Consider the following 25,300-nt stretch of genomic DNA (forward strand, 5'->3'; position numbering starts at 1 on the left):
TGCGGCTCCGCCGCGTGGGCGCGACCGGCCACGGCGGTCGGCGACCCTTGGCCGGCTCGGGCGCGACCCCGGCCGCGGTGGGTCCGCATCCGTCAGCCGGCGGTGCTCCCCGAGTGCTCCACCCCGGCCAGTTCCTCGATGTCGGCCAACATCCGCGTACTGTCCGGCTCCCTCCCGGTGAAGAGCCGAAACGCGTCCGCCGCCTGGAAAACGGCCATGCCGCCCCCTCCCAGCACGGCGCAGCCGACCGCCCGCGCGGCCCGGACCAGCTCCGTCTCCAGCGGCCGGTACACCACTTCGGCGACCCACAGCCCGGGCCGCAGCAGTTCCGCCGGCAACGGCAGACCGGGATGGGCGGCCATACCGATGGGCGTGGCGTGCACGAGACCGTCGGCATCGCGCAGCGACGCCCCCAGCCGGTCCGCCGTCGCCGCCCCCGCCCGGTCGGGGCCGAAGTGCCGTTGGAGGGAGGCCGCGAGGTCGGCGGCCCGTTCGGGCCGGGCGTCCACGACGGTGACCCGGCCGGCGCCGAGGGTGAGGACGGCGTGCGCGACGGCCGCGCCGGCGCCGCCCGCGCCGAGCTGGACGACCCGTTCCATGGGGGCGTCCGGCAGACCCCGGGCGAAGGAGGCGGCGAAGCCGGTGACGTCGGTGTTGTGGCCGACGGCCCGGCCGCCGTCGAAGACGACGGTGTTGACCGCCCCGAGCGCCTCGGCCCGTGGGTCGAGCGCGTCCAGGTGCGGCAGGACCAGTTGCTTGCAGGGGTGGGTGATGTTGAGGCCGTCGAAACCGAGGTCGCGGGCGGCGCGGACCAGGTCGCCGACCGCCTCGGGCGACACGCCGAGGACATCGGTGTCCAGGAGCCGGTACAGGTACCGCAGGCCCTGCCGGTCCGCCTCCCGGTGGTGCAGGGCCGGGCTGAGCGAGGGGCCGATCCCGGCCCCGATCAGCCCGACGAGATACGAGTCCTTGGCCACGCGGGGACCTCCCGGGACGAAGCTAATGTACGAACTAGTACGTTAGCTATATCAGCCGCAGGGACCATCCGGAAGACCCTCGCCGCGTCCCCGGGCCCTGCTTCTACAATCACCGGCACGCGAACGAGCGCGCCGCCCCGGCGCCTCACGGCCCGGAGGACAGCGATGACCAGCGTCGACGAACCGGTACGACCCGGCGGGCGGGTGCGCGACGCCGCCCGTACCAAGGCCGAGATCCTCGACGTGGCCACGCAGGAGTTCGCCCGCGCCGGTTACGACGGCGCCCGCGTCGACGAGATCGCCGCCCGCACCCGCACCACGAAGCGGATGATCTACTACTACTTCGGCGGCAAGGAGCAGTTGTTCACGGCCGTGCTGGAGCGGGCGTACGGGGTGATCCGGGACGCCGAGCAGGAGCTGGACGTCGACCACCTGGACCCGGTGGCCGCGATCCGGCGGCTGGCCGAGCTGACCTTCGACCACCACGAGCGGCACCCGGACTTCATCCGGCTGGTCAGCATCGAGAACATCCACGGCGCCGAGCACATCGCGGCCTCCGAGAAGCTGGGCCGGATCGGCTCCCCGGCGCTGGACGTCATCCGCCGCATCCTCGCCGCCGGACAGGAGTCCGGGCTGTTCACGGCCGACGTGGACGCGGTCGACCTGCACGCGATGATCAGCTCCTTCTGCTTCTTCCGGGTCGCCAACCGGCACACGTTCGGCGCCCTGTTCGGCCGGGACCTGGTGGACCCGGCGCAGCGGGAGCACTACCAGACCATGCTCGGCGACATGGTGATCGCCTACCTGACGGCGGAGCGGGCGGCCGGCTGACGCTTTCGCGCACTGCTCTTGACACCGGGGAAACGCGGGCGCAACATCCCACCCACCGCGACTAACTACCCAGTGGGTTAATTAGCTGCCGTGATCCGGCCCGCGTCCCGCCGCTCGCTCCCCCCTCTCCTCGCAGGGTGGAGTCCTCCCCGAAGGAGCACCGCCGTGTCCGTCCCCGCCCCTGCTCCCGCCCCCGGCTCCGCGGCCCCGCCCGGCCAGCCCTGGAAGGCGGCCACCGCCGCCTGGATCGGCAGCGCCCTGGAGTACTACGACTTCTTCCTCTACGGCAGCGCCGCCGCCCTGATCTTTCCGAAGGTGTTCTTCGACGCCTCCGACCCGGCGACCGCGACCCTGCTCTCGCTCGCCACCTTCGGCGTCGCCTACGCGGCCCGGCCGCTCGGCGCGCTGGTCCTCGGGCACGTCGGCGACCGGCTCGGTCGCAAGAAGATCATGGTGTTCACGCTGATGCTGATGGGCCTGTCGACGTTCCTGATCGGCTGTCTGCCCACCCGGGCCCAGGTCGGCACGCTCGCGCCCGTCCTGCTGGTGCTGTGCCGCGTCCTCCAGGGCGTCTCGGCGGCCGGCGAGCAGGCGAGCGCCGGTTCGATGAGCCTGGAACACGCGCCGCCGGACCGGCGCGGCTTCTTCACCAGCTTCACGCTCAGCGGCACCCAGGGCGGCCAGCTCATCGCCACCCTCGTCTTCATCCCGGTCGCCCGGCTTCCCGAGGACCAACTGCTGTCGTGGGGCTGGCGGGTGCCGTTCTGGCTGAGCGTGGCCGTCGCCGTCGTCGGCTGGGTCATCCGGCGCCGGCTCCACGAGACCCCGGCCTTCGCCCGGCAGGCGGCGGACGGGGGCGTGGCCCGGCTGCCGCTCGCGGTGCTGCTGCGTGAGCACTGGGCGGACGTGCTCCGCGTGATCGCGGGCGCGCTCATCGCGTCGGTCAGCACGGTCTTCACGGTGTGGGCGCTGGCCTACGCCACGAGCGACGCGGTCGGCATGTCCCGTACCGCGATGCTGTGGGTGGGCGCGCTGGCCAACCTGGTAGCGCTCGGCGCGATCCCGCTGTGGGCGACGCTCTCGGACCGGATCGGGCGCCGGCCGGTGTACCTGATCGGCGCGGTCGGCAGCGCGGTGGCGATGACCGGCTACCTGTGGGCGATCTCCACCGGCTCCTATCCGTTGACGCTGCTCCTCGGCGTCGTGGCCTTCGGCATCGTCTACAGCGCGGCGAACGGCGTGTGGCCCGCCTTCTACGGCGAGATGTTCGCGACCCGGGTCCGGCTCTCCGGCCTGGCGATCGGCACGCAGACCGGGTTCGCGGTGGCCGGGTTCGCGGTCACCTTCGCCGCCGAGATCGCCGGTCCGGGCGGCGACGACTGGGCGGCGGTGGCCCTGTTCACGGCCGCGCTGTGCGTCCCGCCGGCGCTCGCCGCGCTCACCGCCCGCGAGACGCACCGGGTGCCGACGGAACTGCTCGGCGAGCGGACCACGCGGGAGGCGTCCCGCCGGGAACGGGTTCCGGCCTGACACCGGAGGACACGGAGGGTGATCACCGGGCCGGTCGGAACGAGGAGGCCGGGGGCTGGTCGCCGAGCACCGGGCCGGTGGTGCGGTCGGGGTGGGCGGCGTCCGGCCGGGAGCGGGTTCCGGCCGCACACCGGGGGACACGGAGGACGATCACCGGGCCGGCCGGAACGAGGAGGCCGGGGGCTGGTCGCCGAGCACGGTGTCGGTGGTGAGGCGCCCGCCGGGAACGGGTTCCGGCCTGACACCGGAGGACACGGAAGGTATCGCAGGGCCGGTCGGAACAAGGCGGCCCGGGGCCGGTCGCCGAGCACCGGGCCGGCGGTCGGGTTCCGGCGCGCGGTCGTGGGCCCCTGGGCACCCCGGTCCGGGCGTGCGCCCGATCATCGCCGGCCCGGTGTGCCACGGCCGTCACCGGGACTGGGTGACCGGAGGCCCGCGGCCACGGGCCGGGGTGGTCAGGAGCCCTTGGCGGCGTCCAGCAGCGGGCCGAGTTCCTCCACGACCGTCGTGAGCGGCCGTACGTCCCGCTCGGCGCGCGCCATCAGGATCGCGCCCTCCAACGTGCTGATCATGAGGGTGGCCAGGGACTCGGCGCGGGCAGGCGGTACGCCCATGTCCGTCAACGCCCCGGCGACCGGACCCCGCCAGGTCGCGAACGCGGTGGCCGCCGCCTCCCGGGTCGAGTCGCCGGAGGTGGCGCAGTCGACGGTGGCGGCGGCGACCGGGCATCCCGCCGCGAAGCCGTCCGCCGCGTACTCGTCGGCCCACTGCGCGGCCATCGCCGCGAACAGGCCGCTCGGCGTCGGCCGGTCGAGTCCCGCGAGGAAGCGGGCGACCCGCTTGCCCGCGTACCGGCCGGCCCACGCGACCGCCTCGTTGACCAACTGTTCCTTGCCGCCCGGGAAGTAGTGCTGGAGGGAGCCGCGCGGTGCCTCCGCGTGCGCGGCCACCTCGCGCATGCCGGTCGCGGTGACCCCCTGCCGCCGGATGAGCTGGGCCGCGCTGAACACCATCCGCTCCCGCGGTCCGCGCCGCGCCTGCGTCATCGTCGACCTCCGTTCCTCCGCCGCCACTCTATGACCGCCGTCATAGCGGCGGCTACTATGACCGGTGTCATAGTCGACCGTGGCGCGGAGGGCGGCCTGCCATGCACGTCGGATTCATCGGTCTTGGAGTGATGGGCCGGCCCATGGCCCTGCGCCTGACGTCGGCCGGCACCCCTCTGGTGGTCTGGAACCGGACCCCGGAGCGCGCGGAGCCGCTGCGCGCGGCCGGCGCCCAGGTTGCCGCGGACGCCGGCGAGGTGTTCGCGCGGGCGGAGGTGGTGCTGCTGATGCTCGCCGACGAGACGGCGATGGACGCGGTCCTCGACCGGGGCACGCCCGGGCTGGCCGCGCGGGTCGCGGGCCGGACCGTCGTCCACATGGGCACGACCTCCCCGGAGTACTCCCACACCCTGGAGACCGAGATCCGCGCCGCCGGCGGCCGGTATGTCGAGGCGCCCGTCTCCGGGTCCCGGGTGCCGGCGGAGCAGGGGCAGTTGGTGGGCATGCTGGCCGGGGAGGAGGCCGCCGTGGCCGCCGTGCGGCCGCTGCTCGCGCCGATGTGCCGGGAGGCGTTCGTGTGCGGTGCGGTGCCGGGTGCGCTGCTGATGAAGCTGGCGGTGAACATCTTCCTGATCACCCAGGTGACCGGGCTGACCGAGGCGTTCCACTTCGCCGAGCGGCAGGGCCTGGACCGCCGGCTGTTCCTGGACGTCCTGGACGCGGGCCCGATGGCCAGCGGGGTGTCCCGGATGAAGGCGCCCAAGCTGCGCGAGCGGGACTTCGCGGTGCAGGCGGCGGCGCTGGACGTCCTCAAGAACAACCGGCTGATCGCCGAGGCCGCCCGCAAGGCCCACCTCGCCTCACCGCTCCTCGACGTCTGCCACACCCTGTTCGAGGAGACGGTGGCGCGGGGGTACGGCGGCGAGGACATGGTCGCCGTCCTGCGCGCGATCGAGGCACGGACCGCGGAGTCGCCGTGACCGGGCGGCTCTGCGTGGACCGGTTCTTCCGGGCGCCGTGACCAGGCAGTCGGACGCGAACCCGCTGCTCCTCGAAGCGCCGTGAACGGACGGCCGGGCACGCGCCTGTCGCTTTTCGAGGCGCCGTAAGCGGGCATCCGAGCGCGGACCCGTCGGCCCTCGATGCGCCGTAAGCGGGTATCCGAGCGCGAACCCGCTGCTCCTCGAAGCGCCGTGAACGGACGGCCGGGCACGGGCCTGTCGCTTTTCGAGGCGCCGTAAGCGGGCATCCCAGTGCGGACCCGTCGCCCCTCGATGCGCCGTAAGCGGGCGGCCCGGCGCGGGTCAGCCCTTCGGGATGCCGTACGCCCGCTCGACGTGCAGCCGCACCACGAGGCGGCGGTCGCGGACCATCGCGGCCCGGTAGTCGTCCCAGTCCGGATGCTCGCCGAGGACGTCCCGGTAGAGCCGGACCAGCTCCTCGACGGTCTCGTCGTGCGGGTCGGCGGCGACCGGCGTCAGCTCGGCGGTGCCCTCGGCGACCGTGTAGGCCCAGCGGTCGTCGCTGGTGACGTGGTACGAGGCACGCGGGTCCCGGCGGAGGTTGCGCGTCTTGGCGCGGTCGTCGGTGACCGAGATCCGGATGACCCGCTCGTCGGGGTAGTAGGCGTGGCTGACGTTGGAGAGCTGGGGGCGGCCGTCGCGCCTGAGGGTGACCAGTACGCCGGCGTGTCCCGCGGAGAGGAGGCCGAGCAGCGCGTCCTGCGTGGAGTCCTGAGTCATATCGGGGTCAACTCACGGCGGCTCCCGGCGCATTCCCAACCGACGAGGATTCGGTAGACAGTGTCTACCGAGGCCTGGTAGACACTGTCTATGACTGACTCCGACGCGGGCCTGCGGGCCCGGCTGGTGGACGTGGGCGTGGAGCTGCTCGCCACCGACGGCCCGCAGGCGCTGACCCTGCGGGAGATCGCCCGGCGCGCGGGCGTGTCGCACGGGGCGCCGCGCCGCTACTTCCCCACCCACCTGGAACTGCTGTCCGCCATCGCCCGGCGGGGCTTCACCGAGCTGGCCGGGCGGGCGCACGCGGCGCTGGAGCGGGAGACCGGGGGGCCGCGCGCCCAAGTGGCGGCGCTGGCACGGACATACCTGGAGTTCGCGCTGGAGCGTCCCGGTATGTACGAGCTGATGTTCCGTCATGATCTGCTGGAGAGCGGTCACCTGGGTCTGCGGGACTCGAGCCTTCCGCTGTTCACCCTGCTGGCGCGGCTGATCGGCGACGCGGACCCCGGGGCCGACGCCCGGCGGGTGGCGGGCGCCCTGTGGGCGAACCTGCACGGAACGGCCCAGCTCTGGCGCTGGCGCAGCCTGCAACTTGCCCTGGAAGAGGAGGACTTCGGCCCCTTGCTCGACACCGTCCTCGCCGCGTACCTCGGCGGCCCCGGGGGCGGCCGGTGAACCGGCCCTGGACACTGGCGAGCAGCGTGGCGGGCGCGGTGGTCGTCGCGCTCGACGGTACGGTCCTCACCGTCGCGCAACCCAGTCTGCAACGGGAGTTGGGCGCGTCGTTCGCCGAGGTCCAGTGGACCAGCACCGCCTATCTGGTGGCGGTGGCGAGCCTGCTGGTGTTCGCGGGGCGGCTCGGCGACCGGTACGGGCAGCGGCGGGTGTTCGGGCTCGGCATGCTGGGCTTCGGCGCCGCCTCGGTCGGCATCGGCCTCGCGCCCGGGGTCGGATGGGTGATCGGACTGCGGGCGGCGCAGGGCGTGTTCGGGGCGCTGTTGCAGCCGGCCACGCTGGGCATGCTGCGGGCCGCCTACCCGCCGGACCGGCTCGCGTCGCCGCTGGCCGTGCGGACCGCCGCGATCGGGCTGGCGGCGGCAGCGGGTCCGCTGGTGGGCGGGGCGCTGGTGACCGGTCTCGGCTGGCGGGCGGTGTTCTTCGTCAACGTGCTGCCCGCGCTCGGCTTCGGCCTGCCCGCCCTGCTCCGCCCGGAGCGGCGCCCGGTACCCGCCCGGACCCCGCTGGACCTGCCCGGGGCCGTCCTGCTCGCGGTGACCCTGGCCGGCCTGGTGTACGCGGTCACGGCACGGCCGGTCTCCGGGGCGGGCCTCACCCTGTCCGGGGTGACGGCCGCCGTCCTGGTCCGGCACGAGCGGCGTACGGCGAGCCCGCTGCTGCCGCCCGAGGTGATCGGCTCGCGTGCGGTCGGGGCGGCGCTCGGCATCCTGGTCGCCGTCTCCGCGTCCCTGTTCGGCACGCTGTTCGTCGCCACGTACGTCCTCCAGCGCCACCTCGGCTTCGACCCGTTCCACAGCGCCCTGCGCAGCCTGCCGCTGGCCGTGCTCATGGTGGTGGCGGCGTCGCTGTGCCCCGCCCTGCTGCGCCGGTGCGGTGCGCGGGCGGCGACGGCGGGGGCCACGGCGGTGCTCGCGCTCGGCGTCCTGGTGCTGTCCGGGGCCACCGGCACGCCCGCGCTCGGGTGCGGGTTCGCGCTGCTGGGCGCCGGGTTCGGCACGGTGATGGTGGCGGCTACCCAGGTGATCGTGCGGCGGGCGGAGGTGGCGGTGGCCGGGGTCGCGGGCGGGTTGCAGCAGACCGCGCTGAACGTCGGCCCCGCCGTGGGCGTGGCCGGCGCGACCGCGCTGCTGAGCGCCGGCACCGGACCGACCCTGCTCACCCTGGCGGCCCTGACCGCCCTCGCCCTGCCGGCGACCCGCGCGCTGCCCACCCGCGCACGTCGGGCCCCGTCGGCAGCGGCCACGCCCCCGGTTCCCCACACCCCGGAGGCACCGAGCCGGGCCGCTGCTCCTCCGCGACCATGACCAACGCCGCCACAGGAAGCCGCCACGCACCCTGACCGACGCACCCACCGGCCCCCTCCCCGCCCCGTCGGCCACGCCCCCCGTCACCGGCCGGTGCTCCTCCGCGGCGCTGAGAGGGATGCCCGCGGCAATTCGAGACGCTCCATGAGGGGCCCCGCGGGGACCCGGACACCCCATGACGACGCGACCCACCGGCCCTCGCCCCGCCCCGTCGGGAGCAGCCGCACGCACCCACCGGCCCCGCCCGCCGGCGCCGTCTCCCCTGGCTCCCCCCCACGTCGAATCGATCACATACTCCTCGGATGGCCCCCTCCGGACCAGCGGTCCTGCGCGACGATGAGAGGTGGGTGCGGGCCCGCGCGGGAGTCGGGACGCATCGGGGACGACGCGACCGGAGGAGAGCGATGGGACAGCTGCGACAGGATGTGGAGCCGGCGGAGGCGGGGCTGGACGCCGGGGCGCTGGACCGCCTGGACCGGCACTTCGCCCAGCACGTCGACGCGGGACGCCTGCCCGGCTTCCTGGTGGCCGTGGCCCGCGGCGGCCGGGTCGCGCATCTGACGACGTACGGACTGCGGGACGTGGCCGCCGGGCTGCCGGTCGAACCGGACACGCTGTGGCGGATCTACTCGATGACCAAGCCGGTCACCGCCGTCGCGGTGCTGATGCTGGTGCAGGAGGGCCGGCTGTCCCTCGACGACCCGTTGGACCGCCATCTGCCCGCCTTCGCCGACCCCCGCGTGTATGTGGAGGGTTCGGGCGCCGACGTGCGTACCCGCCCGGCCGCCGGACCGATCCTGATCCGGCACCTGCTCACCCACACCGCGGGCCTGACCTTCGGTTTCTACTACCGCCACCCCGTGGACGCGCTCTACCGCGAGGCGGGCCTGGAGTACTCGGTGCCGCCGGGCAAGGACCTCGCGGAGACCGTCGAGGTCTACGCGCGCATGCCGTTGCAGTTCGATCCGGGCACCCAGTGGAACTACTCGGTCGCCTCCAACGTGCTGGGCCGGGTGATCGAGGTGGTGTCCGGGCAGCCGCTGGACGCGTTCTTCGCCGAGCGGATCCTCGGCCCGCTCGGCATGACCGACACCGGTTTCCACATCGCGGCCGAACAGGCGGACAGACTGGCCGAGTTGTACGGCGAGACGGACGAGGGCGGGATCGAGCCGGTGCCGGGTCTGCCGGTGCGCGGCCGGCCCCGGTTCCTGTCCGGCAGCGGCGGCCTGGTGTCCTCGGCGTACGACTTCCACCGGCTCATGGAGCTGCTCCGCCGGGGCGGCGAGCTGGACGGGGTACGGCTGCTGGCCCCGGAGACGCTCGCCCTGATGACCCGCAACCAGCTCCCGGGCGGCGCCACCATCCGCTCCTTCGGCGCCCCCGTCCACCAGGAACCGGGCATGGACGGCCTCGGCTTCGGCTTCAACGTCTCCGTCGTCACCGACCCGGCCCGCACCCTGGCCCCGTCCCACCTCGGCACGTACGGCTGGACCGGCGTTGCCACCACCGCGTTCTGGGTCGACCCGGACCACGACCTGACCGTGCAGTTCATGAGCCAGGTGCGCCCGAAGAAGCTGAAGGTCTTCCCCGAGCTGCGGCGGCTGGTGCACGAGGCGGTGACGGACTGACCCGGGGGCCTACTGGCCCAGGGTCAGTGTGAACTCCAGTCCCTCGTCGGCGAGTTCGGCCAGCCACCGGTCCGCGCGCTGGGCGGTCTCCGCCGCCCGGTGCAGACCGGCCCGCAGGCTGCCGTCCAGGATGTGCCGGACGCCGAGGGCGAGCGGGCGGGAGACGCAGCGGGCCATCGTGGACTCCTCGGCGTCACCGGTCAGGTCGAGCAGGTAGGCGCCCGTCCACGGCCTGCCCTCGCCCGCGTCGACCTCCAGGGAGGCGGAGAGCACCACCCGGTCGCGGTCGGCGTCCGTGGTCGGGTGGGCGGCCGCCAACCGCCGTGCCAGCGCGGCGATCCGCTCGTCGTCGCCCGTCGTCAGCTCTTCGAAGACCGGCTCCCACGCCTTCAGCCAGCCGTCCAGCCGGAGGGTGCCCCGGACGAAGGTGCGCGGGGTCCAGGCGGCGGGCAGGCCGTACTGGGCGATGAACGGGATGCTGTCGCGGTTGGGGTAGGCCTCGAAGGTCTCGCCGTCCAGGACGAGCGGCCGGGTCGCCTCCCAGGGCCGGTCGGCCGTGGTCTCGACGCCGTTCTCCAGGTACCGCGCGGGCGAGCGGAGGGCGCCCAGTACGCCGAGCGGCGCCCAGCTGAAGCGGTAGCGGAAGTCGTTCGGCACGGCCGGGACACCGCCGCAGTACGAGGTGAGCCGGTAGGAAGCCGGGGTGTGCTCGCCGACGCGCGCCCGGGCCCGGCCGATGAGGCTGTGCGCGAAGAGGTGGTCGATGCCCGGGTCCAGGCCGGCCTCGGTGAGCACCACCACGCCCGCCGCCCGTGCCGCCTCCGCGTGCGCCAGCAGCTGCGGCGACACGTAGCTGGAGCAGGCGAAGTGCGCCCCGGCCCGCATACAGACGGCCAGCAGCTCCGCGTGCTCCGGCGCCGGCAGCATCGACACCACGACGTCGCCGGGCTCCAGCGCGGCGGCGAGGGCGGCGGGGGCGGTCAGGGCGCGGGGTTCGGCGCGTCCGGTCAGGCCGAGGCCGGCCAGCGCCTGGGCCGCGCGGTCCTCGGTGCGGTGCCACAGCAGGACGCGGCCGGCCGTACGGCACAGGCCGGCGAGCCCGCTGCCGGTGGACAGTCCGGCGCCGACCCAGTGCACGGTTCCGCTCGCCGGGACACGGTCGGTCATGGGTGCGACTCCCCTCCCTCGATGCCGAGTTCACGGCAGGTCTGGTGGAACCGGTCGAGACAGCGGCCCCAGGCGCCGCCCGGGCCGAAGGCGAGCAGCAGCGGCAGCAGGGCCGCCGAGAAGTCGACGCTGGACTCCCGGGGCAGCAGGGACGGCAGGTTGTCGATGGCGATCAGGTCCAGCGGCGGCTCCTTGCGCAGCCGGCGCACGGGCTCGGTCCAGTCCGTCGTACGGTCGTAGACCGGCAGGACGTTGAACGGGGAGCCGACGTCACAGGTGACGTCGCACAGGGTGCGCAGCCGGCGGGCCGGGGAGTCCAGGTCCTCCGCGCGCAGGAACGGCGGGACCAGGGTGGTGGCGAGGACCGCGTTGACCATCACGTCGTGCCCGAGCAGGGCCCGCCGGTCCAGGTCGCGGGTCTCCGCCAGGTCCCAGCGGGTCGCCTCGACGCCCGCCGTGCGGAAGGCCGTCGACGCGCCCCGTCCGCTGCGCCCGAGGGCGCCGATCACCAGCGCCGTGAACTCCGTGTCCCCGACGGCGGGCCGCAGTACGGCGTCCAGGTCGTCCTTCGTCGTGGGGGTGAGCGGTGCCGTCAGCCGGCCCCGGTGCTGGAGCACGGCGAGCGCGGCACCGAGATAGCCCGCCCAGTATCCGAAGGCGGCGAGCCGACGGCCCTCGTCGTCCACCAGGTACTCCAGGTCCAGCAGCGCCCCGCCGCCCGCCGCGAACCGGCGCAGCAGCTCGGCAGCGCCCGGCTGCTGTTTGTAGGCGTGCCCGAAGAAGACGTGCCGGTGGATCAACTCGGCCGGTTCGTCGGGGAGTTCCTTGAGGCCGAGGATCACGGCGTCACGGGGTGCCGCCACCCAGGAGCCCGCCGGGGCGCGGCGGCAGCCGGCCGCCTCGTACTCCTCGGTCGGGAAGATCCGCTGCGGGGACTCCTCGACGGTCAGTGCGACCCCGCTGTCGACCAGGCGGCGGGCGTCGGCGGGGACGACGGGCGTGCGCCGTTCGGTCGTACGGGGCTCGTGGCGCAGCCACAGGTGCAGCTCGGTCATACCAGGTTGGCCTCCGGGCGCGGGGCGTCGGCCGCGAACCGGCCGGCGCTCAGGGGGCTGATGTCCAGGAAGGGTACGCGGCCGAGGTACAGGTCGCGGATCACCTCGCCGACGGCCGGCCCCTGGAGGAAGCCGTGCCCGGAGAAGCCGGTCGCGTACAGGAACCGGGACACCGTGGGCGCCTCGCCGATCAGGGCGTTGTGGTCGGGGGTGTTCTCGTACAGGCCCGCCCAGCCGCCGGTGCGGGGCAGGTCGAGCAGGGCGGGGGCGCGCTGCCGCATCGCCTCGGCGAGCCGCGGGATCCACCGGTCGTGGGTGTCGGTGGCGAAGCCGGGCCGCTCGTCCGGGTCGGACATGCCGAGCAGCAGGCCGGGGCCCTCGCGGTGGAAGTAGAGGCTGGTGGTGAAGTCGATGGTCATGGGCAGCGTGGGCGGCAGGCCGGGCACCGGTCCGGTGACGGCGATCTGCCGGCGCAGCGGCCGTACCGGCAGCTCCACGCCCACCATGGCGCCGACCGCCCGGGACCAGGCACCGGCCGCGCAGATCACCGTGCCGGTCTCGATCCGGCCGAGGGTCGTGCCGACGGCGGTGACGGTGTCGCCGCGCAGTTCGATGCCGGTGACCTCGGTGTGGCGCAGGATGCGGGCGCCGTGGGCGCGGGCGGCGCTCGCGTAGCCGTGGACGACGGCCTCCGGGGTGCAGTGGCCGTCGTCCGGGGAGTACGCGGCGGCCAGCAGGCCGTCGGTGCTGATCAGCGGGGAGAGGCGGCGGGCCTCCTCGGGGGTGAGCAGGCGGCTGGGCACCCCGAGGGAGTTCTGCCGCCGCACTCCCGCCTCGAAGGAGGCCACCTGTCCGGGCGTGGAGAGCAGGAACAGATAGCCGACCCGGTGCAGTCCGATGTCCTGCCCGACCTCCTCCGGGAACCGGCCGAACGCCTCCAGGCTGCGCGCACCGAGCCGGATGTTCAGCTCGTCGGAGAACTGCGCCCGCACTCCCCCGGCGGCCTTCGAGGTGGAGCCGGCGGCGAGTTCGTCCCGTTCGACGAGGACGACGTCCCGCACGCCGGCGCGTGCCAGGTGCCAGGCGATGCTCGTGCCCATCACCCCGCCGCCGACGATGACCACCTCGGCCCGAAGGTTCACGCCGCCGTCTCCTTCACCGCTTCCGTCCCACCGCGCGGATCACGACCGTCCCTGATCCTGTCCACCCGGCGGCCCGCCGAACCGGACGTGTCAGGAGCCGTGGGCGACGGCGTCCAGATGGGGCAGGTGGTGGTCCATCCGCTCCCGCTTGGTCCGCAGGTACGTGATGTTGCTCTCGCACGGCTCGATCAGCAGCGGCACCTGCTCGGCGACCTGGACGCCGTGCCGGACCAGCGCCTCCCGCTTGCGCGGGTTGTTGGACATCAGCCGTACCGAGCGCACCCCGAGGTCGCGCAGGATCTCGGCGGCCACGCCGTAGTCGCGGGCGTCGACCGGCAGGCCCAGCGCGAGGTTCGCCTCCACCGTGTCCAGGCCCTCCGCCTGGAGCGCCATCGCGCGCAGCTTGGCGAGCAGACCGATGCCGCGGCCCTCGTGTCCCCTCAAGTAGACGACGATGCCGCTGCCTTCGGCGACCACCGCGCGCATGGCGGCCTCGAGCTGGTCCCCGCACTCGCAGTGCCGGGAGCCGAACGCGTCCCCGGTCAGGCATTCCGAGTGCAGCCGGGTCAGCACGTTCTCGCTGCCGATATCGCCGTACACCAGGGCCACTTGCTCGTCACCGCGGTCGTGGTCCAGGTAACCGATCGCCTGGAATTCGCCGTACACGGTGGGCAGCGGTGCATTCACGACGCGTTCCGCGCCGGAACGCCGCGGGGACTTCTTGCCGAGTACGCCGATGTCGACGCCGGTGTTTTCTGTCATGATCTGATTCCTAAGCAGAGACGAAAGGCCGTGAAAAGATGAGTGGTTCGGGCGCGCGGACGGCGGCGTACGGGGTGGTGAGCGGCGTGGTGCCGACGGACACCACGCAGGACGTACGGACCCGGGGGGCGGGCGTGTCAGCACAGGTCGCCGTCCTTCCCGTCGGGAGCTTCGAACAGCACGGTCCGTTCCTTCCGCTGGCGACCGACACGCTGGTCGCCTGCGCCGTGGCGCGGGAGATCGCCGCCGCGTACCCGGTGCACCTCCTCCCTCCGGTGACGGTCTCCTGCTCGCACGAGCACGCGGCCTGGCCGGGGACCGTCAGCATCTCCGCCGTGACCCTCCACGCGGTGGTCTCGGACATCGCGGCGTCGCTGCGCCGCTCGGGCGTCGACGCGCTGGTCGTCGTCAACGGGCACGGCGGCAACTACGTGCTGGGCAACGTCGTCCAGGAGGCCTCCGCGCGCGGTGAGCGGATGGCGCTGTTCCCGGCCGCCGAGGACTGGGAGGCGGCGCGGGAGCGGGCCGGGGTGGTCACCTCGCTGCTCACCGACATGCACGCGGGAGAAATCGAGACCTCGATTCTGCTGCACGCTCACCCCGAATTCGTCCGCCCTGGTCACGAGTCCGCCGATTTCGTCGCCGACGACCGCCGTCATCTGCTCACCGTGGGAATGTCCGCCTATACCGAATCGGGCGTCATCGGCCGTCCTTCGCTGGGTTCGGCGGAAAAGGGAAAGGAACTGCTGGCGAGCCTGGCGGAATCCTTCGACCCGTATTTCGCGCTGCTCACCTCGGCGCCGGACCGGGACTGACCCTGGCCGGCGACCGCCTGCCGACCGGGACCCGTGGGGGCGGCCCCGGTCGGCGGGCGGTCGTCGGGGGCGGGGGTGCCGAACGCCGCGGCGGGCTTGGTGCGCAGGGTCTCGTACCAGCGCCGGAGCAGCACCACGGCGCCGGGCAGGCTCGCCACGAAGCTCAGTACGCCGTAGACGACGGCGACCGCGACTCCGGTGTCCGCGCCGAGCCCGGCCGCGCCGAACGCCCACGCGGTGACGCCCTCACGGGGGCCGAAACCGCCGACGTTCAGGGGCAGTCCCATGGCCAGCAGCGCGAGCACGGCGAGCGGCAGCAGCACCGCGACCGGTGCGGCCGAGCCGGCCACCCGGGCCGCCACGACGAACATGACCAGATGCCCGGCCAGGACGACCGCGGAGGACAGCGCGACACCCGGGCCGCTCTGCCGGGACGCCAGTCCCTGGTGTGCCTCGCCGAGCATCTTGCGCAGCGCGCCGTGCCGGCGGTCCGGCGGACGGTTCATCCGGACGGCGAGTACGACGGCCAGTGCGCCGACGGCGGCCAGCGCCACCAGCGGGGCGAAGCCACGGGCCTGGGCGCGCACCGGGGACGGCAGGGTCAGCAGCACCGCCGCGCCCGCCACGGTCAGCGCGATCTGCCCCGCGACCCGCTCCAGCACGACCGCCTTCACGCCGCGCCGCACGTCACCCGCGCTCTGCCCGTGCCGGACCGCGCGGTGCACATCGCCCAGGATCCCGCCCGGCAGGGCCGCGTTCAGGAACAGCGCCCGGTAGTAGTCGGCCACGGCCGGGCCCAGCGGCAACCGCAGTCGCAGGCCCCGGGCCACGACCTGCCAACGCCACGCGCTGCACACGGTGGTGACGACGCCGATGCCCAGCGCCGCCAGCACCGTCTCGGCGTCGATCCGCCGCAGCCCGTCCAGCAGAGCCCCGGTACCGAGCCGCCACAGGAGCGCGGTGACGATGACGGCTCCGACGAGGGTGCCGATGTGGGTCCGGAGGGCTCGGGAGTTGCCGCGCCGGCGGGCGGGGGTTGCTTGCGGGGGCGCCGGTGCCGGGTCCGGCCGCACGGCCGCGGGACGCAGACGCTCCGCGCGGACGCCTGTGCGCGCAGGAGCCGGCCCAGATGCCGTGCGTGCCGGTTCCGCCGGGGCCGTACGCGCGTACGTGCCCGTGTCCGTGTCCGCCCCCGCCGGCACCCGCGTCCCCGCCGCCGTCGTCCTCCCGCTCACGCCGCTGCGCCCCTCGGTCGGGGCAGCGCCAGCAGGTCGGTGTGGTGGACGGTGACCCGGAGCGCGCCGGCCGCGCAGGCGGCGAGCCGGGCGCCCAGGTACTGCTCCGCCCGGTCGCCCAGTTCCGGCCGCTGTTCGACGGCCGCGCCCACCCAGCCGCGCAGCCACTGCTCGGTCAGCGCGGCCTCGTCGGCGCCGAGCCGCCACGGGCTCGCGTGCAGCCGGACCGTCGCCCCGCGCTCGGCGAACGCCTCGCGGGCCACGGTGACCGCGTCCGGGCCGAGCAGCCCGGCGCGCCGCTGGTGGGCGTTGAACGCCTCGGCGATCTCGGCGTCCAGCGGGTCGGCCGGGGTGAGTTCGACGCGTCCCGCGACGGAGAGGGTGAGCAGGGCCGGGCAGCCGGCGCCCGCACAGGCGTCCGCCAGGGCCTCGATCTCCTCCCGGGTGAGCACGTCGAGCAACGCGGACGCGGTCACCAGCGAGGCCCCGGCCAGCGCGTCCGGGGTGAGCCGGGCGACGTCACCGCGCCGGGTCTCGACCGTGACGCCGCTGCCGTCGGCGGCGGAGCGCGGGGAGCTCACGGCGGCGAAGTGCAGCAGGTAGGGATCGCGGTCGTGCAGGATCCAGTGCTGGGCGCCGTCGAGGCGGGGCGCGAGCCAGCGGCCCATCGAGCCGGTGCCGCAGCCCAGGTCGTGCACGACCACTCCACCGGACCGGCCCGGCAGGTCGGCCAGCCGGATCCGCAGCGGATCGAGCAGTTCCTGCGCGCGGGCCGCCGCGTCGGCGCCTTCCCGCAGTTGCAGCCACTCGGGCGCGTACCGGGGGGGCTCCTGCGGGTCGTCGTCCCGCAGCCGTACGGTGGCCCGCTCGCCCGGAGGGGCCACGGGCCCGGCACCGGCGATGACCGGATCGGCACCACGGTCGCCGGCGGAGCCGCCGGCTCCGGTCGGCCCGGTCCTCGGCGTGCCGCCGCGCTCCCCCGGTCCGGAAGGGCCCCCGGCACCGGTCTCTCCGCCGACCGCCTCCGCGCCCAGCCCTGTGTCCACGATCTCCACGCCCAGTACCTCCTCGCTCCGCGCACGCGCGACTCTCCGCACGGACTCGCCCGCCCGGGGCCCGGGCTGAGCCGGAACCAGCCCATCCGAACCGGTCCGGACAGGCACCGCTTCACCGTCCCGCACCCCGCTCATACGGACTCCCCTCCACCGGGCCCGGACTCGACCGACACCCGCTCGCGCCCACCGGACCGAACCGTCACGCCCTCCCCGTCCCGCAAGCCGTTCATACGGACTCCCTGCCACCGACCCCCGGCCGAACCGGAATCAACCCGCCCCGTACCCGACCGGACCGGCACGGCCTCGCCATCCCGCAAGCCGTTCATACGGGCTCCCCGCCACCGGCCCCCGGCCGAACCGGGATCAACCCGCCCCGCGCCCGACCGGACCGGCACGGCCTCACCGTCCCGCACCCTGCCCGTACGGGCTCCCCGTCCCCGGTCGCCGGATGAACCGGGAATAACTCGCCCCGCACCGGACGAGACCGGCACGCCCTCGCCGTCCCCCAAGCCGCTCATACGCACTCCCTGCCACCGACCCCCGGCCGAACCGGAATCAACCCGCCCCGTACCCGACCGGACCGGCACGGCCTCACCGCCCCGCACCCTGCCCGTACGGGCTCCCCGTCCCCGGTCGCCGACGGAGGCGGAAGCGGAGTCGCGCCGCCCATGTGTCCGCGAGCGGACCGGAGCCGGCTTCCCGCCCCCGTTCCCGTGCCCCCTCACGCCGTCCTCCTCGGTGGTTCCGGGAGGCGGCCGAGGACCGTTGCCAGGCTGCGGGCGGTGGTCGCCCAGCCGTCGAGGGCGGCGCGGCGGCCGCGGGCCGCGGCCTTGAGGCGGCGGCGCACGTCGGGTTCGCCGAACCAGCCGCGGAGTTCGGCGGCGAGCGCGGCGGGGTCCTCCGGCGGGACGAGGATGCCGGGCACCCCGCCGTCCGGGGCGCGGCCGACCGCCTCGGGCAGGCCGCCGACGTCGGTCGCGAGGACGGGGATGCCCCGGGCGAGGGCCTCGGTGACCGCCATGCCGTAGGTCTCGGCGTAGGAGGTGAGGACCATCAGGTCGGCGGCGGCGTAGGAGGCGTCGAGCTCGGCGCCGGAGCGGGGGCCGGTCAGGTGCAGGCGGTCGGCGAGGCCGTACCGGGCGATCAGCTCCCGCAGGTGGGTCACGTAGGCGGGGTCGTGGCCGAGGCCGCCGACGCACTCGCAGGTCCACGGCAGGTCACGGACCGACGCGAGCGCCTCCACCAGCCGGTGCTGGCCCTTGCGCGGGGTCACGGCGGCCACGCACAGAAGCCGGGAGACGCCGTCGGTGCCGGGTGCGAGGGGCGCGATGTCGGCGCCCGGCGCGGCCACGTGCACCCGGTCGGGGGCGAGTCCGTGGTGGGAGACGAGCCGGCGGACCGCCCAGTCGCTGGTGGCGATCACCGCGGGCACCGCCCGCAGCACCGCCCGCTCGCGCGTGTCCAGGTCGGCGGCGACGGCCGGGTCCAGGCCGGTCTCGTCACCGAGGGGGAGGTGGACGAGGACCGCGAGGCGCAGGCGCCGCGCCTCGGGGACGACGGTCTCCGGAACCCCGCAGGCGACGAGGCCGTCGAGGAGGACGACGGAGTCCTCCGGGAGGCTCCGGAGCGTGCGGGCGAGCGCTTCGCGGGCGGCGGCGTCCGGGCGCGGCCAGGTGCCGGGCACGGCGTGCCGGGTGACCTGCCAGCCGAAGCCGGGCAGGTCCAGGCAGACCCGGCGGTCGTAGGCGTTGCCGCCGCTGGGCGCGGCCGGGTCGTCGACGCCGCCAGGCATCACGAAGTGCACACTGCGCAGGGACATGGGGATGATTCCGGCGTTCGGGGCGGCGCTGGGCTGCGCGGGCACGTACGTGAGGCGGGCCCGCTCCACGGTCAGGTCGGTCACAGGCCACGCTCGTAACTCGCCCAGGCGATGTGCGACTCGTGGAGCGTGACGGTGATCCCGGAGAGGCCCTTGGCGCCCTCGCCGAGGGCGCCCTTCCCGATCCGCTCGGCGAGCCGGTCGGCGATGACCTTGGCCAGGAACTCGGTGGAGGTGTTGACGCCGGCGAACTCGGGCTCGTCGTCCAGGTTCCGGTAGTTCAGCTCCGCGGTGATGGTACGCAGTTCCTGCGTGGCCAGGCCGATGTCGACCACGATGTTGTCCTCGTCCAGCTGCTCGCGGCGGAACGTCGCGTCCACGAGGAACGTGGCGCCGTGCAGGCGCTGCGCGGGTCCGAAGACCTCGCCGCGGAAGCTGTGGGCGATCATGATGTGATCGCGGACGGTGATGCTGAACAACGGACGACCCTCCAGGTGCGGCGCGTCTGGTCCCCCGCCTTGCCCGCCGGGGGATGCCGTGTAGTACGGCTCTTCGCTTCCCCGTGTTCAGCCGTTCGTCACTACTTTTCTCAGGTCAGGCCGGTCTCCGTGTACCGGACCCGGTGGCACAGGGCGGGGATCTCGCCGGACGCGAGCCTGGGCATCACGTCGGGAAGCTCCTCGAAAGCGCTCTCCCCGGTGATGAGCGCGTCCAGCGCGGGGTCGGCGAGCAGGTCCATGGCGAGCGCCATCCGGTCGGCGTAGGTACGGCCGGACCGGGCGGCCGGGGAGACGGTGCCGACCTGGCTGCTGCGCACGGTGAGCCTGCGGGAGTGGAAGGCCTCGCCGAGCGGCAGGGCCACGCGCCGGTCGCCGTACCAGCTCAGTTCCACGACCGTGCCCTCCGGGGCGAGGAGTTGCAGGGCCCGGGTGAGGCCGGACTCGGTGGCGCTGGCGTGGACGACGAGGTCGCAGTCGCCCAGGGCGTCGGCCGGTGCGGCGAAGTCGACGCCGAGCGCCTCGGCGGTCTTGGCGCGGGCCGGGTCGGCGTCGACGAGCTGGAGGCGGACGCCGGGGAAGCGGGCGAGCAGCGCGGCGACCGCGCAGCCGACCATGCCGCCGCCGACGACCGCGATCCGGTCGCCGAGCAGGGGCCTCGCGTCCCACAGGGCGTTGACGGCGGTCTCGACGGTCCCGGCGAGCACGGCCCGACCGGCGGGCACCCGCTCGGGGACCACGGTGACGGCGCTCACCGGGACGACGTAACGGCTCTGGTGCGGGTACAGGCAGAAGACGGTACGGCCGATCAGCGCAGCGGGGCCCGCCTCGACCACGCCGACGCTGAGGTAGCCGTACTTCACCGGGGCCGGGAAGTCGCCCTCCTGGAACGGCGCCCGCATCACGGTGTGCTGGCTCTCCGGCACCCCGCCCCGGAAGACGAGTGTCTCCGTGCCCCGGCTGACTCCGGAGTACAGGGCCCGTACCAGGACCTCGTCCTCGGCGGGCTCCGCGAGGGTGACGTCGCGCAGCTCTCCGTGGCCGGGCGAACGGAGCCAGAACGCGCGGGCCGAGTGGTTCATCGGCATCCTCCTGAACGATCGGGAAGTTGTTCACGTACCGAGTTGTGCACAGGCCGCGCACAGTACGCGGCGTTGATCGACTCTGTCACTCGGCCGGAGGGTGTGCGGTGGCCCTGAACAACACGTATGACGCGAGGCTCCAGCAGGAGACCGCTGTGGGAGCGGGTGCGCAGGTCCTGCTGCTGGCCCTGCTCGGCCCGGCGGTCGGCATGGGGCCGGCCGGCTGGCTGACGGGGCTCGCCTTCGCGTTCGCCACCTGGGCGGTCCTCTCCCGCGCCGTGCACCGGTCCCGGCTGCGCTCCTTCGGCCCCGCGAACCGGGTGACGCTGGGCCGGGCCACCCTGGTCGGCGGGGTCACCGCGCTGGTCGCGGACTCCTTCGAGAGCGCGCCGCCGGTGACGCTGCTGGTCGCGCTGACCGCCGTGGCCCTGCTGCTGGACGGCGTGGACGGCAAGGTCGCCCGCCGCACCGGCACCTCCTCCGCGCTCGGCGCGCGGTTCGACATGGAGGTGGACGCGTTCCTGATCCTGGTGCTGAGCGTGTACGTGTCGGCGCAGCTCGGCCCGTGGGTCCTCCTGATCGGCGGGATGCGCTACGCGTTCGTCGCCGCGGCCCGGCTCGCGCCCTGGCTGACGGCCCCGCTGCCGCCGTCGTTCGCCCGTAAGACCGTGGCGGCGATCCAGGGCGTCTGCCTCCTCGTCGCGGGCGCGGACCTGCTCCCCTACCCGGCGAACCTCGCGATCGTGCTGCTGGCCCTGGGCTCACTGGTGTGGTCGTTCGGGCGGGATGTGCGGTGGCTGTGGCGCACCTCGCGGATCGTGCGCCCGGCGCCGGCGCGGCGGGTGCGGGAACTGGTGCCGTCGGGCCGCTGACGACACCCCGGCAGAACCCACCCGTCGTTCGGCTCCGCTCGCCGGAGTCCACGAGAGGTGACCGGGTGCGCCGGCCCCGGCGGGATGTCGGTGGGGCGTGGCAGCATCCGCGGCATGACGAGCACAGGTAGGGGCCGCGGCCTGGACATGTTCCGGGACGGCGACTTCCCCTTGTACACCCTGACCTTCGCACGAAACCTGTCCCGTGCCGAACTGCTGATCCGCATGGGGGTGGACACGGAGACCCTCGGGTTCCGCCCCGCGACCGACCTGACGGACGACCTGGGTGACGACCTCTTCGACGAGGACGAACCGGTCGTCGTCGCCGGTGCCGACGGCCCGTGGGCGTGGGCATGGGAGCAAGGCGGAGTGCACGGACTCGACGCGCGGACCCTGAGCGCCGTATCCGCGGGCACCGAGGCCGTCGTGCTCCACCACAACGAGAAGCCGATGGACTGGTTCAAGTACGCGGTCGGGGGCGGCGTCGTCGTCGGCTTCCACACCCTTCAGGCGATCGAGCCGACCGGGCAGGACCCGACGCGGCTCGACGAGCTCATGAGGCCGCTGGGGCTCGTCCGCGGCCGAGTCGCCCCGGTCCACGGGGTTCTGGCGCTGCTGGAGACCGCCTTCGGCATCGGCTTGACGGCGCCGGGCGACGAGGCGCGCTGGAGCGGCAGGCTGCGCCGCCTGCCGGAGTGAACGCACCCGTCCCGGGCGACGGCCCCACCGTGCCGCCGTCGGAGTGGTGTTCGGTCGGGAGCGGTTGTCACTGCCGGGCGATATCCTCGGAATCGCTTGTGACACATGTGTCTTCAGACCACGGGGGGTGTCCATGCACGGCCGTGATCACGGCTTCCCTCAGGACTGCCCGGGTGATCACCCGGGCATGTCGACCGAGGCCGGAATCGACGTCCAGCGGCAGCTGGAGTCCCTGATCCAGGACTTCCGGACCAGCGATCGCCCGATGCCGGTCATCGTGCTGCACGCCGAGGATCCCGCGGACGACGACCGCGTCACCGAACTCCTCGACGAGCTGCGGGAAGGACAGCAGCGCCACGGGACGCGCCTGGCCGTCGCCCCGACCGAGCCGCAGCCGGGGGACGTCGACCCCCTGGCCAGGGCCACGCGGCTGCTGTGGGACCTCGGCGACGGGCGGAAGTGGGGCGGCCGGACCGCCGCCTACCGGCCCTACGCCTTTCCCCGGCTCAACCTCGTCCGCGCCCTCCAGGAGGCCGCCGACGACCCGGAGATGCGCGAGCACTGGCCGAGCGCCCCCGCCGGCACACCGGACGGCAACGCGCAGCGGGAGCAGGCCCAGACGCACCTGCTGCGCATCCTGGCCCGGCAGCGCTGGCGGCCCCGCAGGCCCTCGCGCTGGCACCGGCAGTTACTCCTCAACGACGTGCAGCAGTTCCTGCCCATGGGCGCCCTGGGCGCGTTCACGGCGCTGCTCACCCGCCCCGAGTGGTACGTCGCCGCGCTGGCGGGCATCGGACTGATGATCCTGCTCGCCGGCCTCAACCACGTCCCCGGACGTGCTCCCCTCTTCCTGTGGCTGCGCACGGAGAGCCGGTGGTTCCTGACCACGACGTTCCTCCAGTCCGCCGCCCGCCGCCGGTCGACCAGCGTGCGGCTGCTGCGGCCCGTCCACTCCTGGAGGGCCATAGCGGCCCGCGCCTACGACGTGGCCGAGGCGATGCGGGAGGGCGGCCCGTTCCCGCTCCAGCTGTACGTGCTGGCGCTGTTCGAGGACCTGCGGGACAACCACCGGCGCGGCAGCTGGGACCTGCGGGGGCTCAAGCGGACGCGTCCGCCGGTGCTGTTCCTGCGCCGGATCAGCCGGGAGAACGGCGGCGTCGAACTGATCAGGGCGGTCAGCGACGTCCGCAGCCGGCGCAGTGAGCTCGACCCGCTGCTGATCGTGGCGGGCATGGCGGCGGGCGACACGGCGCTGCTCGACCGCGGCACGGACGCGGAACCGCCGGGCGGCCGGCCGCAGCCCCCGCCCTGGCGCCTCGAGCAGCGCTTGCGGCACTGGTACGACGAGTGGGCCGGGAACCTCCGGGCCGACCAGTCGCCGAGCCGGACGAACGCCCTGCCCTGGGTGCTCCGGGTGCCGCTGCCCCGCGACGAGCTGGTGCAGTTGCGGCAGACGGACTGGCGGTGCGTGCGGGCCAGACACCGGCCGCCCCTCGCCCGCGTGGTGTGGTCGGCGTACAGCCTCGTCCTCGTCCTCGTCCTCGCCGGCACCGCGGGTGTCGTCCACTCCGTCGAACTGCACCGTGCGTACTGCTCGGCGGGCCTGCTGAGCGCCGATCGCGACACCGTACGGCGTCCCGCGCCCGGCGGCGGCACGGAGTGCGTCGGCATCGCCACTGGAGACGTCCGGTTCGGCGCGTACCTCGCGGGCGGAGCCGGCGGGGACGGCGGGAGACTGCGTGAGATCGAGGACCTGGTGCGCGCCGAGAACGCCGACGTGGTGCACCACCACCCCGGTGCGTACGTCACCGTGGTGTACGCGGGACCGCTGAGCTCCTCCCCGACGGACTCCTCCCTCGTCAAGGGCACCGAGGAACTGGCCGGCGTGTACCTCGCCCAGCGCGTGGTCAACGAGAACTACACGGTGAAACTGCGGGTGCTGCTCGCCAACGCGGGTGTGGACCTGGGGCAGCAGCGTGTGACGGCGGACGCGATCGCCCGGTACGCCGACCGCGACCCGACGGTCGTCGGCGTGGTCGGCTTCGGACGCGACCTGCAGAGCAGCCCCGACGTCACGCGCCGCCTCCACGCGGTCGGACTGCCCATCGTCTCCGGCACCAACTCGGCGACCTACCTGCCGAAGCAGTTCTCCAACTGGTTCAGCCTCGCGGCTCCCGACGAGCACCAGGCGGAGGCCCTCGGCCTCGTCGCCCGGCAGCTGCGGGCCCGGGAGAAGGACCCGTACGCGCTGGTGCTGGCCCGCGACACCAAGGATTCGCAGGACCGCTACACCAGCGAACAGGCCGCCTACGGCGGGAAGATGCTGCGCCGGGAACACTTCCGGCTGCTGCCCGGGCAGAGTTACCGGGTGGCGAACGGCAAGCCCGAACTGCGGCTGCACGCGGACAGGATCTGCCGGACGGAGAACGTCCCCTCGGTGATCTACTTCGCCGGACGGGTCGAGGACATCGGTCCGCTGATGACCCAGCTGGGCACCGAACCGGGCTGCGCGAACCGGGAGATCTCCATCCTCACAGGCGACGACCTGAGCAAGGCCAGGTTCTCCGGTGCGGGCGGCCGTGACGGCGTGGCCCCGCGGATAACGCTCTACCACGCCGCCCTGGCCGAGCTGAGGGAAGCCGCGTCCACGACCGCCTTCTACGAGGACGCCGCCAAGTACTTCCCCTGGCTGGCGGGCAAGGAGGCCACGTACGACGCCGACGACTTCGCCAGCGGCCAGACGGCCCTCGCCCACGACGCCACGCGTGCGCTGTACTGGGCGGCCAGCCTCGGTGACGTGCGCCAGAGCCGCGCGGCGACCTGGGTCAACCTCAGGGGTGTGAAGCTCGACGGGATGGCCACCGGGACGATCGACTTCACCCACGCGCCGCTGTACGGCGAACGCCGCGGCCACAGCATCGTGATCAAGCAGGTCCGCAGGACACCTCAGGGCGTCTCGGAGACGAAGGTGCTGTGCAGCAGACCGGCCGGCAGCACCGAACCGCTCAGTGTGAAGGAGTGCTCGATCGAATGACGGGAACCGGGCCGGGCCGGAGCGGAGCGGGGAGGAGCCGGGAGGACGGGGCGGGCCGAGCCCGAGCGGGCCGGGCTGGACCGGGCCGGGCTGGACCGGGCCGGGCTGGACCGGGCCGGGCTGGACCGGGCCGAGCCGAGCCGGAGCGGGCCCGGCTGGAGCGGGCCGGGCTGGACCAGGCCGAGCTCGGACCGAGCCGGGGTGGACCGGGCCGGGGTGGACCGGGCCGGGCCGGACCGAGCTGGACCGGGGGGGACCCGGGCGGAGCCG

At 74.3% G+C, this 25,300-nt stretch carries 21 protein-coding genes and 1 pseudogene; 10 read left to right on the forward strand and 12 right to left on the reverse strand.

Annotated elements, in window-relative coordinates; all coding sequences use genetic code 11:
• Positions 1-92 precede the first annotated feature (92 nt).
• Entirely contained in the window at positions 93-977 is an 885-nt protein-coding gene (locus OO52_RS12380) for a shikimate dehydrogenase (protein ID WP_030643358.1), read from the reverse strand.
• A gap of 165 nt (positions 978-1,142) precedes the next feature.
• Between OO52_RS12380 and OO52_RS12385 the strand changes: the two genes are divergently transcribed.
• Together OO52_RS12385 and OO52_RS12390 are read left to right on the forward strand one after the other, a co-directional pair.
• A complete protein-coding gene (locus OO52_RS12385) occupies positions 1,143-1,808 on the forward strand; it encodes a TetR/AcrR family transcriptional regulator (protein WP_030643360.1) in 666 nt (221 codons plus the stop codon).
• Between the two features lie 165 nt (positions 1,809-1,973).
• A complete protein-coding gene (locus OO52_RS12390) occupies positions 1,974-3,338 on the forward strand; it encodes an MFS transporter (RefSeq protein WP_030643362.1) in 1,365 nt (454 codons plus the stop codon).
• 455 nt (positions 3,339-3,793) lie between these two features.
• Here the strand turns inward: OO52_RS12390 and OO52_RS12395 are convergent, their stop codons facing one another.
• Positions 3,794-4,384 carry a TetR/AcrR family transcriptional regulator gene (locus OO52_RS12395; protein WP_030643364.1) on the reverse strand — a complete coding sequence of 197 codons (591 nt, stop codon included), beginning with the start codon at positions 4,382-4,384 and terminating at the stop codon, positions 3,794-3,796.
• Positions 4,385-4,485: 101 nt separating this feature from the next.
• Between OO52_RS12395 and OO52_RS12400 the strand changes: the two genes are divergently transcribed.
• Positions 4,486-5,364: an NAD(P)-dependent oxidoreductase gene (locus OO52_RS12400; protein WP_030643366.1), complete on the forward strand. Its 879-nt coding sequence runs from the start codon at positions 4,486-4,488 to the stop codon at positions 5,362-5,364.
• Positions 5,365-5,688: 324 nt separating this feature from the next.
• On the opposite strand, the gene OO52_RS12405 is transcribed toward OO52_RS12400, so the two are convergent.
• Positions 5,689-6,126, reverse strand: a complete 438-nt coding sequence (locus OO52_RS12405; RefSeq protein WP_030643367.1) for a PPOX class F420-dependent oxidoreductase — start codon at positions 6,124-6,126, stop codon at positions 5,689-5,691.
• A gap of 90 nt (positions 6,127-6,216) precedes the next feature.
• Between OO52_RS12405 and OO52_RS12410 the strand changes: the two genes are divergently transcribed.
• The 3 genes from OO52_RS12410 (at position 6,217) to OO52_RS12420 (ending at position 9,796) form a co-directional block, all read left to right on the forward strand.
• Positions 6,217-6,801 carry a TetR/AcrR family transcriptional regulator gene (locus OO52_RS12410; protein ID WP_030643369.1) on the forward strand — a complete coding sequence of 195 codons (585 nt, stop codon included), beginning with the start codon at positions 6,217-6,219 and terminating at the stop codon, positions 6,799-6,801.
• Positions 6,798-8,168, forward strand: coding sequence for an MFS transporter (locus OO52_RS12415; protein WP_030643371.1), 1,371 nt, complete (start codon positions 6,798-6,800; stop codon positions 8,166-8,168). Before OO52_RS12410 ends, OO52_RS12415 begins: the two co-directional genes overlap by 4 nt.
• Before the next feature lie 404 nt (positions 8,169-8,572).
• Positions 8,573-9,796, forward strand: a complete 1,224-nt coding sequence (locus OO52_RS12420) for a serine hydrolase domain-containing protein (protein WP_030643373.1) — start codon at positions 8,573-8,575, stop codon at positions 9,794-9,796.
• A 9-nt stretch (positions 9,797-9,805) separates the two neighbouring features.
• Here OO52_RS12420 and OO52_RS12425 read toward each other — a convergent pair whose 3' ends face one another.
• From OO52_RS12425 to ribA, 4 genes are all read right to left on the reverse strand, one after another.
• Positions 9,806-10,963: a saccharopine dehydrogenase C-terminal domain-containing protein gene (locus OO52_RS12425; RefSeq protein ID WP_030937419.1), complete on the reverse strand. Its 1,158-nt coding sequence runs from the start codon at positions 10,961-10,963 to the stop codon at positions 9,806-9,808.
• A complete protein-coding gene (locus OO52_RS12430; RefSeq protein WP_030643377.1) occupies positions 10,960-12,018 on the reverse strand; it encodes a saccharopine dehydrogenase in 1,059 nt (352 codons plus the stop codon). The genes OO52_RS12425 and OO52_RS12430 overlap by 4 nt, the downstream gene beginning before the upstream one ends.
• Positions 12,015-13,160 carry an NAD(P)/FAD-dependent oxidoreductase gene (locus OO52_RS12435; protein ID WP_030643379.1) on the reverse strand — a complete coding sequence of 382 codons (1,146 nt, stop codon included), beginning with the start codon at positions 13,158-13,160 and terminating at the stop codon, positions 12,015-12,017. Before OO52_RS12435 ends, OO52_RS12430 begins: the two co-directional genes overlap by 4 nt.
• A 90-nt stretch (positions 13,161-13,250) precedes the next feature.
• Positions 13,251-13,922, reverse strand: a complete 672-nt coding sequence (gene ribA, locus OO52_RS12440; protein WP_030643381.1) for a GTP cyclohydrolase II — start codon at positions 13,920-13,922, stop codon at positions 13,251-13,253.
• Positions 13,923-13,960: 38 nt separating this feature from the next.
• Between ribA and OO52_RS47145 the strand changes: the two genes are divergently transcribed.
• Entirely contained in the window at positions 13,961-14,737 is a 777-nt protein-coding gene (locus tag OO52_RS47145) for a creatininase family protein (RefSeq protein ID WP_106971976.1), read from the forward strand.
• Positions 14,738-14,937: 200 nt separating this feature from the next.
• On the opposite strand, the pseudogene OO52_RS52605 reads toward OO52_RS47145, so the two are convergent.
• From OO52_RS52605 to OO52_RS12470, 5 genes and pseudogenes are all read right to left on the reverse strand, one after another.
• Positions 14,938-15,972 (reverse strand): annotated as a pseudogene (locus tag OO52_RS52605) (lysylphosphatidylglycerol synthase transmembrane domain-containing protein); the annotation flags it as partial.
• Positions 15,969-17,027 (reverse strand): class I SAM-dependent methyltransferase, encoded by a 1,059-nt coding sequence (locus OO52_RS49565; protein WP_420711386.1) that lies wholly within the window; start codon positions 17,025-17,027, stop codon positions 15,969-15,971. The pseudogene OO52_RS52605 and the gene OO52_RS49565, both read right to left, overlap by 4 nt.
• A gap of 721 nt (positions 17,028-17,748) precedes the next feature.
• Positions 17,749-18,930 (reverse strand): glycosyltransferase family 4 protein, encoded by a 1,182-nt coding sequence (locus OO52_RS12460; RefSeq protein ID WP_030643385.1) that lies wholly within the window; start codon positions 18,928-18,930, stop codon positions 17,749-17,751.
• Positions 18,927-19,325 (reverse strand): 6-pyruvoyl trahydropterin synthase family protein, encoded by a 399-nt coding sequence (locus tag OO52_RS12465; RefSeq protein WP_030643386.1) that lies wholly within the window; start codon positions 19,323-19,325, stop codon positions 18,927-18,929. Before OO52_RS12465 ends, OO52_RS12460 begins: the two co-directional genes overlap by 4 nt.
• A gap of 110 nt (positions 19,326-19,435) precedes the next feature.
• The gene (locus OO52_RS12470; RefSeq protein WP_030643387.1) at positions 19,436-20,425 is read right to left on the reverse strand and encodes a zinc-dependent alcohol dehydrogenase; all 990 of its coding nucleotides are present in this window, start codon (positions 20,423-20,425) and stop codon (positions 19,436-19,438) included.
• A 107-nt stretch (positions 20,426-20,532) separates the two neighbouring features.
• Between OO52_RS12470 and OO52_RS12475 the strand changes: the two genes are divergently transcribed.
• The 3 genes from OO52_RS12475 to OO52_RS12485 all read left to right on the forward strand — a co-directional run bounded on the left by OO52_RS12475 (position 20,533) and on the right by OO52_RS12485 (position 25,030).
• Positions 20,533-21,297, forward strand: a complete 765-nt coding sequence (locus OO52_RS12475) for a CDP-alcohol phosphatidyltransferase family protein (protein ID WP_030643388.1) — start codon at positions 20,533-20,535, stop codon at positions 21,295-21,297.
• Positions 21,298-21,411: 114 nt separating this feature from the next.
• Entirely contained in the window at positions 21,412-21,996 is a 585-nt protein-coding gene (locus OO52_RS12480) for a DUF6461 domain-containing protein (protein ID WP_030643389.1), read from the forward strand.
• Between the two features lie 187 nt (positions 21,997-22,183).
• Positions 22,184-25,030 carry a branched-chain amino acid ABC transporter substrate-binding protein gene (locus OO52_RS12485; RefSeq protein ID WP_030643392.1) on the forward strand — a complete coding sequence of 949 codons (2,847 nt, stop codon included), beginning with the start codon at positions 22,184-22,186 and terminating at the stop codon, positions 25,028-25,030.
• Positions 25,031-25,300 lie beyond the last annotated feature (270 nt).

The organism is Streptomyces flaveolus (genome assembly GCF_000716535.1).
GTDB classification, from domain to species: Bacteria; Actinomycetota; Actinomycetes; order Streptomycetales; family Streptomycetaceae; genus Streptomyces; species Streptomyces flaveolus_A.